This window comes from Serratia sp. TSO36 (assembly GCF_057808395.1).
Map to the genome: position 1 here is coordinate 116285 of NZ_JBJZOU010000006.1, position 12019 is coordinate 128303.

Consider the following 12019-nt stretch of genomic DNA (forward strand, 5'->3'; position numbering starts at 1 on the left):
CTCAGTTGCCGCCGCGGGAACGCCGTTCCCCAGCGCTATCTTCATGGAACCAAGTCCGCTCGCCAACACCCAGGTACTCAGTTGGAGAGTTTTATGACCGAATTAACCGCAGCAGCGCAACGTGCGCTGAATTTGATGGATTTAACCACGCTGAATGATGATGACACCGACGAGAAAGTGATCGCGCTCTGTCGTCAGGCCAACAGCCCGGCCGGCCACACGGCGGCCATCTGCATCTACCCGCGTTTTATCCCGGTGGCGCGTAAGGCGCTGCGTGAGCAAGGCACGCCGGATATCCGCATCGCCACCGTGACCAACTTCCCGCATGGCAACGACGATATCGACATCGCGCTGGCGGAAACCCGCGCGGCCATCGCCTATGGCGCGGATGAAGTAGACGTGGTGTTCCCTTACCGCGCGCTGATCGCCGGCAACGAACAGGTCGGCTTTGAGCTGGTGAAACAGTGCAAGCAGGCTTGCCAGGCGGCCAACGTGCTGCTGAAAGTGATCATCGAAACCGGTGAACTGAAGCAGGCCGATCTGATCCGCAAGGCGTCCGAGATCGCCATCAAGGCCGGGGCGGACTTTATCAAGACCTCCACCGGCAAGGTGTCGGTCAACGCCACGCTGGAAAGCGCCGAGCTGATGATGTCGGTGATCCGCGATATGGGCGTGGCGAAGACGGTGGGCTTCAAGCCGGCCGGCGGCGTGCGCACCGCAGAGGATGCGCTGCATTATCTGCAGCTTGCCGATCGTATTCTGGGCGAAGGCTGGGCCGATGCGCGGCATTTCCGCTTTGGCGCTTCCAGCCTGCTGGCCAGCTTGCTGGCCGCGCTGGGCCACCAGACCCAGACCGCCGGCGGCGGCTACTGATCGATTTCGTTGGCGGGCGCCAGGCGCGCCCGTCTGCACCGACTCTCGGCGACACAGGGGGATGCCTTGTTCCTGGCTCAAGAAATTATTCGTAAGAAACGCGACGGCCAGCCGTTAAGCGAAGCGGAAATCCGCTTTTTCATCAACGGCATTCGCGACAACGTGGTGTCGGAAGGGCAGATCGCCGCGCTGGCGATGACCATTTATTTCCATGATATGAGCATGCCGGAGCGCGTGGCGCTCACCATGGCGATGCGCGATTCCGGCACCGTGTTGGACTGGAAAAGCCTGGCGCTGAACGGCCCGATCGTCGACAAGCATTCGACCGGCGGCGTGGGCGACGTGACCTCGCTGATGCTCGGCCCGATGGTGGCGGCCTGCGGCGGCTATGTGCCGATGATCTCCGGCCGCGGCCTGGGGCATACCGGCGGCACGCTGGACAAGCTGGAAGCCATTCCGGGCTTCAATATTTTCCCGGACGATAACGCCTTCCGCAAAATCATTCAGGACGTCGGCGTGGCGATCATCGGCCAGACCAGCTCGCTGGCGCCGGCGGACAAACGTTTTTACGCCACCCGCGACATCACCGCCACCGTGGATTCGATCCCGCTGATCACCGCCTCCATTCTGGCCAAGAAGCTGGCGGAAGGGCTGGATGCGCTGGTGATGGACGTGAAGGTTGGCTCCGGCGCCTTTATGCCGACCTATGCGTTGTCGCAAGATTTGGCGCAGGCGATCGTCGGCGTGGCCAACGGCGCGGGCTGCAAGACCACCGCGCTGCTGACCGACATGAACCAGGTGCTGGCCTCCAGCGCCGGCAACGCGGTGGAAGTGCGTGAAGCGGTGCGCTTCCTGACCGGCGAATACCGCAACCCGCGCCTGCAGGAAGTGACGCTGGCGCTGTGCGTGGAGATGCTGCTGTCCGGCGGCCTGGCGCAAGACGAGGCCGACGCGCGCGCCAAACTGCAGGCGGTGCTGGACAACGGCAAGGCGGCGGAGGTGTTTGGCCGCATGGTGGCGGCGCAGCAGGGGCCGATAGACTTCGTCGAACGCTACGATAGCTATCTGCCGGCGGCAACGCTGAGCAAGCCGGTGTATGCTGAAAAGCCGGGCATCGTCAGCGCCATGGATACCCGTGCGCTGGGCATGGCGGTGGTTGCGCTGGGCGGCGGCCGTCGCCGGGCGAGCGACGCCATCGATTACAGCGTTGGCCTGACCGAGGTGGCGCGCCTGGGCGATAAAGTGGATGCCCAGCAGCCGCTGGCGATGATCCACGCCAACGATGAAGAGAGCTGGCAGCAGGCGGCCGATGCGGTGCGCAGCGCGATGACGCTGAGCGACAAGGCGCCGGAAGCGACGCCGGTGGTGTATAAGCGCATCACGGAATAACCCAAGAATCAGGAACGGCCGCGGCTTTTTCGCGGCCGTCCAAAGCGTGAGAACACGCAGGAGAGCACAGATGAAACGCACATTTATTATGGTATTGGACTCCTTCGGCATCGGCGCCAGCGAAGACGCCGAACGTTTTGGCGATCAGGGTTCCGACACCCTGGGCCACATCGCCGAGGTTTGCGCGCGCGGTGAGGCCAACGTGGGCCGCCAGGGCCCGCTGACGCTGCCTAACCTGAGCCGTCTGGGTCTCGGCAAAGCGGCGGAAGAGTCCACCGGCAACTTCCCGCAGGGGCTGGATCGCAACGCCGACATCATCGGCGCTTACGCTTACGCCAGCGAACTCTCTTCCGGTAAAGACACGCCGTCGGGCCACTGGGAAATCGCCGGCGTGCCGGTGCTGTTCGACTGGGGCTATTTCAAGGACGAGCACAACAGCTTCCCGCAGGCACTGCTGGACAAACTGGTCGAACGCGCCAAGCTGCCGGGCTACCTGGGCAACTGCCACTCATCCGGCACCGTGATCCTCGATCAGCTGGGTGAAGAGCACATGAAAACCGGCAAGCCGATTTTCTACACCTCCGCCGACTCGGTATTCCAGATCGCCTGCCATGAAGAAACCTTCGGCCTGGAGCGCCTGTACGAGCTGTGCGAAATCGCGCGTGAAGAGCTGACCGAAGGCGGGTATAACATCGGCCGCGTGATCGCGCGTCCGTTCGTCGGCGACAAGCCGGGCAACTTCCAGCGCACCGGCAACCGTCACGATCTGGCGGTAGAGCCGCCGGCGCCGACCGTGCTGAAAAAGCTGGTGGACGAGAAGGGCGGCGAAGTGGTGTCGATCGGTAAAATCGCCGACATCTACGCCAACGTCGGCATCACCAAGAAGGTGAAGGCGACCGGCATCGACGCGCTGTTCGACGCGACCCTGATCGAAATGGAAAAGGCCGGCGACAACACCATCGTGTTCACCAACTTCGTGGACTTCGATTCCTCCTATGGCCACCGCCGCGACGTGGCGGGCTACGCCGCCGCGCTCGAGCTGTTCGACCGCCGCCTGCCGGAGCTGCTGAAGCTGGTGAAAGACGAAGACATCATCATCTTCACCGCCGACCACGGCTGCGACCCGACCTGGCCGGGCACCGATCACACCCGCGAACACATTCCGGTGCTGGTTTACGGCCCGAAAGTGAAACCGGGCTCGCTGGGCCACCGCGAGACCTTCGCCGACATCGGCCAGACCGTCGCCAATTACTTTGGCCTGTCGCCGATGGATTACGGTAAGACCCTGTTCTAAGCCCTGTCTTTCAAGCCGCAGCGTTGTTAGCTTCACGCGTGAACCCCAGTCACTTACTCAAGTAAGCTCCTGGGGATTCACCCGCTAGCTGCCTAGCTGCAACTCGAAATTCAAGGCTTAGATGTTTGACGTTTTTATTAAATAAGATTTCTAAAGGAAGAAAATTATGGCTACGCCGCACATTAATGCTGAGATGGGTGATTTCGCTGACGTAGTACTGATGCCGGGCGATCCGCTGCGTGCAAAATACATCGCCGAAACCTTCCTGGAAGGCGCGGTGGAAGTGAACAACGTGCGCGGCATGTTGGGCTTCACCGGCACCTATAAAGGCCGCCGCATCTCCGTAATGGGCCACGGCATGGGTATCCCATCCTGCTCCATCTATGCGCGCGAGCTGATCGCCGAATTCGGCGTGAAGAAGATCATTCGCGTGGGCTCCTGCGGCGCGGTGCGTGACGATATCAAACTGCGTGACGTGGTGATCGGCATGGGCGCGTGCACCGACTCCAAGGTGAACCGTCTGCGCTTCAAGGACAACGACTACGCGGCGATCGCCGACTTCGACATGGTGCGCAACGCGGTCGACGCAGCGGCGGCGCAGGGCATCCCGGCGCGCGTGGGCAACATCTTCTCCGCCGATCTGTTCTACACCCCGGATCCGGACATGTTCCAGGTGATGAAGAAGTACGGCATCCTGGGCGTGGAAATGGAAGCGGCCGGCATCTACGGCGTGGCGGCAGAGCTGTACGAAGAGTTCGGCTGCAAGGCGCTGACCATCTGCACCGTGTCCGACCACATCCTGCGTCACGAAGCGACCACGGCGGCGGAACGCCAGACCACCTTTAACGAAATGATCGTTATCGCGCTGGAATCCGTGCTGCTGGGCGACAAAGCGTAATACCCCGGCGGGCGTCATCATGGCGCCCGCCCGTCAATCTATTCATTCCGCTTGGCCAGTTTTGGCTAACGCTTTACCTTTCTGCCATTTAACGCTATTACTTCCTTTATCAATCTATTCACCAATCTATTCATCCGATGCTCACCGTTGAACAAGTTTTGCGTCATGGGCCGGCTACGGCTCGTCAACTGACAGAAGCGTTAGGCATCAGCCAGCCGACGCTATCGCGCCGTCTCCGTGAACTGGCGGGCGCCGTATTGATCCTCGGTAAAGGTAAGGCGACGCGCTATGCGTTGCGGCGCGGGATCGGCGGTGAGAGGCAGTTTCCGCTATATCGGGTTGATGAACGGGGTAAGGCGCACCTGTTTGCCACGCTTTGCCCGCTGTATCCTGCCGATAACTGTGCGGTGTGCGATGAGCGCAGCGGAGAGTGGCAGCTCTATGACGGCATGCCATGGTATTTGAACGACCTACGGCCGATTGGCTTTCTCGGGCGAGCCTGGGGAAAAGCAGCGGCGCGCGAGTTGAATTTGCCGGAGGATGTGCGGCGATGGGATGAAGGTCAACGCTGGTTGGCGCTCTGCCGTTATGGCGAAGACATGACCGGCGATCTTTTGCCTGGTGCCGACAGCTATCAGCGTTGGTTAATGCGGGATACTGCCGTCGCCATCACGATGGAAGATAAAATCGAGCGTTACGCCGCATTGTCTGTCCAGGCGCTGGCCGGGGAGCTGGTAGGCTCTTCCGCCGGTGGCGAGCAACCCAAGTTTGCCGCCTATGCTGAGCTGGCGCCAGGGCGCCGTGCGCATGTTTTGGTGAAGTTCAGCCTGGCGCCGACGCATGTCATTGCACAACGCTGGAGCGATTTGCTGATCGCCGAGTCGCTGGCGTTGCAGACGGTCGCCGCTGCAGGATTGCCTGCCGCATCGGCGCAAATCCTGTTCGGTGCTGACCGACAATGCTTTTTAGAGATCGAGCGCTTTGATCGCATCGGTGAAGAAGGGAGGGTAGCGATGGTGTCGCTGGAGGCGCTGGATGCCGAGTTCAGCGGCAGCGGCCACGCCAACTGGGTCGTGGCCGCCGAGCGGCTATTGCAGCTAGGGGTGATCGATCACTCAGTCTACCAACGGGTTGCCCTGTATTGGGCCTTTGGCCGGTTGATCGCCAACAGCGATATGCACCAAGGCAATCTGTCGTTCTTGCGGATAACCCAGCGGCCGGTCATGTTGGCGCCTTTGTATGATATGTTGCCGATGGCTTTTGCCCCGGCAAGCAGCGGTAATCTGCGCCACGACGCGCTGGAGATCCGTTTGAGCAACGAGGTGAGCGGCGCCGTCTGGCGGCAAGCGGAGCTATTGGCTCTCGAGTTCTGGCGGCGAACGGCGCAACATGACGACATCAGCGAGGCGTTCCGGGCGATTGCCGAGCAAATGTTGGTGCAACTGCAGAAGCTGCACGAGCGCATTCAGCGCCTGGCCTGAGTTACCCCTTCTTCGGCGCTTCCTGTTTTGCCTCCGGCGCATCCTCTTCGTCGTCTTCCACCGTATTGCCTTCTGCCAACGGCGTGTTGGCGGTCAACAGGTACGGCGACTGCTGCCAGCGGCTGCGGCGGTGTTGCAGCAGGGTGCGCGCCAGAATGATGCCGATCGCCAGCGCCAGCAGGATCATCAGGCGCAGCAGGTTGGTGGTGTTGTCCACCTGCTTGGACTCGGTCGCCAGCACGTGGGTGTCGAGGGTGATGCGGATAAAGCCGATCGGGCCGTCTTTGCCCTGAATGGATTCGACCAACTGGTGGTTGAAGTAGCTGCCGGCGCGCTTGCCATCGAGCGACAGCCGATCGCGTATACTTATCTGCTCCCCGGCGTGGGAGACCAGCGTGCCGTCCAGCTGATACACGCTGACGTCGAGAATGCGGCTGTGATCGGTGAGCTGCTTGAGGATGGCGTCGATGCGCGGGTTGTTGCCGTCGTCGTCCAGCAGCGGCGCCAGGCTGTAGGCGACCTGTTTGGTCAGCGTCTGCGCCAGCTCTTCGACCTGTTCGGATCGCGCCATTTGGTGACTCAGGCTAAAATAAGAGGCACCCTGCATCAGAAGCACCAGCAAAGCCAGGCAAATCAGGATAATAGCGGTACGGTGCAGGCGAAATTTCAGTTTAGCGCGAGCCATGCAGGTTCCTTGGGCATCGGGGACACTTTATGTTGCCAGAACCGCTGGCGATAGGATAGCTTGATGCGTCGTTTTATCATGCAGCGTTTTTGTCCATTCAGGAGTCAATGATGTCAAACAGTCTGACCTATTGCGATCTTCCGGCGGAGATCTCTCAATGGCCGGGTCTTCCCCTTTCGCTCAGCGGCGACGAAGTGATGCCGCTGGACTACCGGGCGGGCAATACCGGGTGGCTGTTATACGGCAGAAAGCTGGACAAGGCGCGCATTACACAATTCCAACGCAAGCTGGGCGCGGCGATGGTGATCGTCACCGCTTGGGGCGTGGACGACTATCAGGTGGTGCGCCTGGCAGGCACCTTGACGCCGCGCGCCAAGCTGCTGGCGGCGGAGAGCGGGCTGGACGTGGCGCCGCTCGGCAAGATCCCGCACCTGCGCACTCCGGGGCTGCTGGTGATGGACATGGATTCGACGGCGATCGAGATCGAGTGCATCGACGAGATCGCCAAGCTGGCGGGCGTCGGCGAACAGGTGGCGGAAGTCACCGAACGCGCGATGCGCGGCGAGCTGGACTTTACCGCCAGCCTGCGCCAGCGCGTCGGCACGCTGAAAGGAGCCGACGCCAACATCCTCAAGCAGGTGCGCGACGAGCTGCCGCTGATGCCGGGGCTGACCAGCCTGGTGGGCAAGCTGCAGGCGATGGGCTGGCATGTGGCGATCGCCTCCGGCGGCTTCACCTACTACGCCGAATACCTGCGCAACCGGCTGCGGCTGGTGGCGGCGGCGGCCAATGAGCTGGAGATCCGCGACGGCAAGCTGACCGGCGAAGTGCTGGGGCCGGTGGTGGACGCGCAGTTCAAAGCCGATACGCTGTTGCGGCTGGCGGAGAAGCTGGAGATCCCGCTGGCGCAGACCGTGGCCATCGGCGACGGCGCCAACGATTTGAAAATGATGCAGGCGGCGGGGTTGGGCATCGCCTACCACGCCAAGCCGAAAGTGTATGAAAAAGCGCAGGTGGCGATCCGGCATGCGGATCTGATGGGCGTGCTGTGCATTCTCACCGGCAGCCTGAAACACGAAGTGCGATAACGAAAGATTGAGGTAAGACGTGGCAAAAGCGGCAAAACGGGCATTTGTGTGCAATGAGTGCGGGGCGGACTATCCGCGTTGGCAGGGGCAGTGCAGCGCCTGTCATGCCTGGAACACCATCACGGAAGTGCGTTTGGCCGTGTCGCCCGCAGCGGCGCGCAACGATCGCCTCAGCGGCTATGCCGGCGACGCCGGCGTCAGCAAGGTGCAGAAGCTGTCGGAAATCAGCCTTGAAGCGCTGCCGCGCTTCACCACCGGCTTTCTCGAGTTCGATCGCGTGCTGGGCGGCGGCGTGGTGCCCGGCAGCGCCATTCTGATCGGCGGCAACCCCGGCGCCGGCAAGAGCACCCTGTTGCTGCAGGTGCTGTGCAAACTGTCCGAGCAGATGAAAACCCTGTACGTCACCGGCGAGGAGTCGCTGCAGCAGGTGGCGATGCGCGCTCATCGGCTGGGGCTGCCGACCGGCGGCCTGAACATGCTGTCGGAAACCAGCATCGAGCAGATCTGCCTGATCGCCGAGCAGGAACAGCCGAAGCTGATGGTGATCGACTCGATCCAGGTGATGCACATGGCGGACATTCAGTCTTCGCCGGGCAGCGTGGCCCAGGTGCGCGAAACCGCCGCCTACCTGACGCGCTTCGCCAAGACGCGCGGCGTGGCGATCGTCATGGTCGGCCACGTCACCAAAGACGGCTCGCTGGCCGGGCCGAAAGTGCTGGAACACTGCATTGACTGTTCGGTGCTGCTGGACGGCGACGCCGATTCCCGCTTCCGCACCCTGCGCAGCCACAAGAACCGCTTCGGCGCGGTCAACGAGCTGGGGGTGTTCGCCATGACCGAACAGGGGCTGCGCGAAGTCAGCAACCCTTCGGCGATCTTCCTCAGCCGCGGCGATGAAGTCACCTCCGGCAGCTCGGTGATGGTGGTGTGGGAAGGTACCCGGCCGCTGCTGGTGGAGATTCAGGCGCTGGTGGATCACTCGATGATGTCCAACCCGCGCCGCGTGGCGGTGGGCCTGGAGCAGAACCGGTTGGCGATCCTGCTGGCGGTGCTGCACCGGCACGGCGGGCTGCAGATGTCGGATCAGGACGTGTTCGTCAACGTGGTCGGCGGGGTGAAGGTCAGCGAGACCAGCGCCGATTTGGCGCTGCTGATGTCGCTGGTTTCGAGCCTGCGCGATCGGCCGCTGCCGAACGATCTGGTGGTGTTCGGCGAAGTGGGGCTGGCGGGAGAAATCCGTCCGGTGCCGAGCGGCCAGGAGCGCATCTCCGAAGCGGCCAAGCACGGTTTCAAGCGCGCCATCGTGCCGCACGGCAACATGCCGAAGAAGCCGCCGGCCAACATGCAGGTGTTTGGGGTCAAGAAGCTGGCGGACGCGCTCGACGTGCTGGAAGAGTTTTATTAATGTCGCCGACGGCGAGTAAGATATGCTATTTTGTTTAGCATACTAAACGGAGGTGGCCATGCCGCAATTTGATTACCTGAAGACGTCCATTAAGCAAAAGGGCTGTACTTTGCAGCAGGTGGCGGATGCCAGCGGCATGACCAAGGGCTATCTGAGCCAGCTGTTGAACGACAAAATCAAAAGCCCGAGCGCGCAAAAGCTCGAGGCGCTGCACCGTTTTCTCGGGCTGGAGTTCCCGCGTAAAGAGGTCAAAGTCGGCGTGGTGTTTGGTAAATTTTACCCGCTGCACACCGGCCACATCTATCTGATCCAGCGCGCCTGCAGCCAGGTGGACGAACTTCACGTTATCTTGTGCCACGATGAACCGCGCGACCGCGAGCTGTTCGAGAACAGTTCGATGTCGCAACAGCCAACGGTCAGCGATCGCCTGCGCTGGCTGCTGCAGACCTTCAAGTACCAGAAAAACATCCATATCCACTCGTTCGACGAGCAGGGCATCGAACCCTATCCGCACGGCTGGAACGTGTGGAGCGACGGCATGAAGGCCTTTATGGAACAAAAGGGCATCGTGCCGAGCTTCATCTATTCCAGCGAAGCGCAGGATGCGCCGCGCTACCGCGAGCATCTGGGCATCGAAACCATCTTGGTCGATCCCGAGCGTTCGTTCATGAACATCAGCGGCAATCAGATCCGCCAGGATCCGTTCCGCTATTGGGACTACATCCCGACCGAGGTGAAGCCGTTCTTCGTGCGCACCGTGGCGATCCTCGGCGGCGAGTCGAGCGGCAAGTCGACGCTGGTCAACAAGCTGGCCAACATCTTCAACACCACCAGCGCCTGGGAATATGGCCGCGATTACGTGTTTTCGCACCTGGGCGGCGACGAGATGGCGCTGCAGTACTCCGACTACGACAAAATCGCCCTCGGGCAGGCGCAATACGTGGATTTCGCGGTCAAGTACGCCAACAAGGTGGCGTTTATCGATACCGATTTCGTCACCACCCAGGCGTTTTGCAAAAAGTACGAGGGGCGTGAACACCCCTTCGTGCAGGCGCTGATCGACGAATACCGTTTCGATCTGGTGATCCTGTTGGAAAACAACACGCCGTGGGTGGCGGACGGCCTGCGCAGCCTTGGCAGCGCCGCCGATCGCCTGGCGTTCCAGCATTTGCTGGAGGAGATGTTGCGCGCCAACAACATCGAGTATGTGCACGTCGAGTCCAGCGATTACGAAGAGCGTTTCCTGCGCTGCGTCGAGCTGGTGCAGCAGCTGCTGGCGGCGGACGCCGGCCGGTTGGCGAATGCGCCCGCCCATCGCCACGCCGCAGGCTGAGAAAATTAGCGGAATGTGCGGTCGCGGCGGCAGAAACGCCTCTGTGGCGCACATTTAACGGCTTGTTTAAACATGGTTCATTCGGTAGCGACTAGGTTAAGATTTTCTTTACAATAACGCTCAGAAGAAGACATGTCTTATCGCTTACTCGTTCTCTGGTTGATCTGCTATGCCGCAGCCTGGACGCTGCTGACCGTTCATCTCGATCCCACTCTGCCTTACGACGCCGTCGAGGCGCTCAACTGGGGCCTCAACGCCGAGTGGGGCTCACCGAAAAATCCTTGGCTGGTCGGTGCGGCGATGCAGCCGGCGATCTGGCTCCCGTGGCTGCCGCTGAACCTGTACTGGTATGGCGGGCACTTCATCGCCATCGCCATCGGCATGTTGGGCGTCTGGCTATTGGCGCGCCGCCTGAGCGGCAGCACCTCGCTGGCCTGGATGGCGCTGCTGACGCTCAACCTGTCCGGCATCATCAATTTCGACATCATTCCCTACAACGACAATTACCTGTTGGTGATGCTGTGGCCGTGGATGGCGCTGTTCTTCCACCTGGCGATCTCGCGTTCGGCCAACTGGTGGCCGGCTTTCGCATTGGTGGCTGGTTTGGCGATGATGGCGAAATACTCGACCTTCGCCTTCGTCTATTTCGCGGCGCTGTCGACGCTGTTCGTACCGCAGATCCGCCGCTGCTATCGCCAGCCGCAGTTCTATCTGGCGGTGGCGATCTGGTTGGCGCTGGTGCTGCCGAACCTGTTCTGGCTGTGGAACCATGACTTCGCCGCCTTCAAGTGGGTGGATTCGCAGATCAAGATGCAGCTCAACCTCGATATGCTGCAGTCGCTGCTGTTGGTGTTCTATCCGTCGCTGGCGCTGTGGGTGATCCTGCGGCGCAGCGGGGCGGTGCTGGCCTGGCCAGCGGCGTTGCCGATGCGGGTGTTGCTGTGGGTCTACCTGTTGCCGCTCGGCATCATTACCTTCTGGTTCTCTTTCAACGTCGGCGGCCGGCTGACCGAGTGGCTGCAGCCGTTCTTCATGCTGGCGCCCGCGCTGCTGGTTGGCTGCGTGCGCCAGCCGCCGGTGCGTTCGCTGCGTGCGGCGACCATTGGGCTGATGTGCGCGGCGCTGGCGGTCTATCTGGGGTATGCCGCGGTGATGCTGGGCAACGTGCGCAACGCCGGCCAGAAAATGGTGGGTATCAAGGCGTTCAGCGCCGGGGTGGAACGGCAGTGGCAGGAGCGGTATGGCGTCAGCCTGCGCTACGTCGGCGGCGAATACCTGTCGCAGTGGATGACGGTGTACGCCGCTTCCCGGCCGCAGACCATTACGCGCTGGTCCAATCAGGCGCGGCCGAATATCTACAACGTGAATATCAGCTATCCGCAGATTGCGCAGCACGGCGTCGCCCTGTTCGGACGGTTGGGTGAAGACTGCGCGCACAGCGACTTCGGCGGCGAATTGGCCCACTGGCCGAAGATGCGCCTCGATTGGCGGCAGAATCTGACGTTCCAGGCCGATCCGAGCGGCGAAGTGCAAACGCTGTGCGTCGGCTTCGTTCGTCCGCAGTAACGGCGGC

10 protein-coding genes are annotated in these 12019 nt (G+C 61.7%); 9 read left to right on the plus strand and 1 reads right to left on the minus strand.

The annotated features are described in order from the left end of the window. The first annotated feature begins 93 nt into the window (after nucleotides 1-93). The 5 genes from deoC (at nucleotide 94) to yjjJ (ending at nucleotide 5935) form a co-directional block, all read left to right on the plus strand. A complete protein-coding gene (gene deoC, locus ACK3CV_RS03620; RefSeq protein WP_164039354.1) occupies nucleotides 94-873 on the plus strand; it encodes a deoxyribose-phosphate aldolase in 780 nt (259 codons plus the stop codon). A 66-nt stretch (nucleotides 874-939) separates the two neighbouring features. After that, nucleotides 940-2262, plus strand: coding sequence for a thymidine phosphorylase (deoA, locus tag ACK3CV_RS03625; RefSeq protein ID WP_164039357.1), 1323 nt, complete (start codon nucleotides 940-942; stop codon nucleotides 2260-2262). Between the two features lie 70 nt (nucleotides 2263-2332). Continuing rightward, nucleotides 2333-3556 (plus strand): phosphopentomutase, encoded by a 1224-nt coding sequence (deoB, locus tag ACK3CV_RS03630; protein ID WP_164039360.1) that lies wholly within the window; start codon nucleotides 2333-2335, stop codon nucleotides 3554-3556. A gap of 166 nt (nucleotides 3557-3722) precedes the next feature. Further along, nucleotides 3723-4454 (plus strand): purine-nucleoside phosphorylase, encoded by a 732-nt coding sequence (gene deoD, locus ACK3CV_RS03635; protein ID WP_004933059.1) that lies wholly within the window; start codon nucleotides 3723-3725, stop codon nucleotides 4452-4454. A gap of 137 nt (nucleotides 4455-4591) precedes the next feature. Then, on the plus strand, nucleotides 4592-5935 hold the full coding sequence (gene yjjJ, locus ACK3CV_RS03640; protein WP_033637027.1) for a type II toxin-antitoxin system HipA family toxin YjjJ: 1344 nt from the start codon (nucleotides 4592-4594) through the stop codon (nucleotides 5933-5935). Between the two features lies 1 nt (nucleotide 5936). Here the strand turns inward: yjjJ and ACK3CV_RS03645 are convergent, their stop codons facing one another. Further along, complete coding sequence (locus ACK3CV_RS03645) at nucleotides 5937-6620, minus strand: YtjB family periplasmic protein (protein WP_033637029.1); 684 nt, start codon at nucleotides 6618-6620, stop codon at nucleotides 5937-5939. A gap of 110 nt (nucleotides 6621-6730) precedes the next feature. On the opposite strand from ACK3CV_RS03645, the gene serB reads away from it, so the two are divergent. The 4 genes from serB (at nucleotide 6731) to ACK3CV_RS03665 (ending at nucleotide 12012) form a co-directional block, all read left to right on the plus strand. Then, nucleotides 6731-7708: a phosphoserine phosphatase gene (gene serB / locus ACK3CV_RS03650; RefSeq protein WP_016929162.1), complete on the plus strand. Its 978-nt coding sequence runs from the start codon at nucleotides 6731-6733 to the stop codon at nucleotides 7706-7708. A 19-nt stretch (nucleotides 7709-7727) separates the two neighbouring features. After that, entirely contained in the window at nucleotides 7728-9113 is a 1386-nt protein-coding gene (gene radA, locus ACK3CV_RS03655; RefSeq protein ID WP_164039362.1) for a DNA repair protein RadA, read from the plus strand. Nucleotides 9114-9171: 58 nt separating this feature from the next. Continuing rightward, a complete protein-coding gene (gene nadR, locus ACK3CV_RS03660; protein WP_033637030.1) occupies nucleotides 9172-10446 on the plus strand; it encodes a multifunctional transcriptional regulator/nicotinamide-nucleotide adenylyltransferase/ribosylnicotinamide kinase NadR in 1275 nt (424 codons plus the stop codon). A gap of 132 nt (nucleotides 10447-10578) precedes the next feature. Beyond that, entirely contained in the window at nucleotides 10579-12012 is a 1434-nt protein-coding gene (locus ACK3CV_RS03665) for a glycosyltransferase family 39 protein (RefSeq protein WP_164141286.1), read from the plus strand. Nucleotides 12013-12019 lie beyond the last annotated feature (7 nt).

What these genes read in the sequence shown, in the direction of transcription:
- deoC (WP_164039354.1), top strand. Translation starts at nt 94, where the DNA reads ATGACCGAATTAACCGCAGCAGCGCAACGTGCGCTGAATTTGATGGAT.
- deoB (WP_164039360.1), top strand. Translation starts at nt 2,333, where the DNA reads ATGAAACGCACATTTATTATGGTATTGGACTCCTTCGGCATCGGCGCC.
- deoD (WP_004933059.1), top strand. Translation starts at nt 3,723, where the DNA reads ATGGCTACGCCGCACATTAATGCTGAGATGGGTGATTTCGCTGACGTA.
- yjjJ (WP_033637027.1), top strand. Translation starts at nt 4,592, where the DNA reads ATGCTCACCGTTGAACAAGTTTTGCGTCATGGGCCGGCTACGGCTCGT.
- ACK3CV_RS03645 (WP_033637029.1), bottom strand. Translation starts at nt 6,620, where the DNA reads ATGGCTCGCGCTAAACTGAAATTTCGCCTGCACCGTACCGCTATTATC.
- serB (WP_016929162.1), top strand. Translation starts at nt 6,731, where the DNA reads ATGTCAAACAGTCTGACCTATTGCGATCTTCCGGCGGAGATCTCTCAA.
- nadR (WP_033637030.1), top strand. Translation starts at nt 9,172, where the DNA reads ATGCCGCAATTTGATTACCTGAAGACGTCCATTAAGCAAAAGGGCTGT.
- ACK3CV_RS03665 (WP_164141286.1), top strand. Translation starts at nt 10,579, where the DNA reads ATGTCTTATCGCTTACTCGTTCTCTGGTTGATCTGCTATGCCGCAGCC.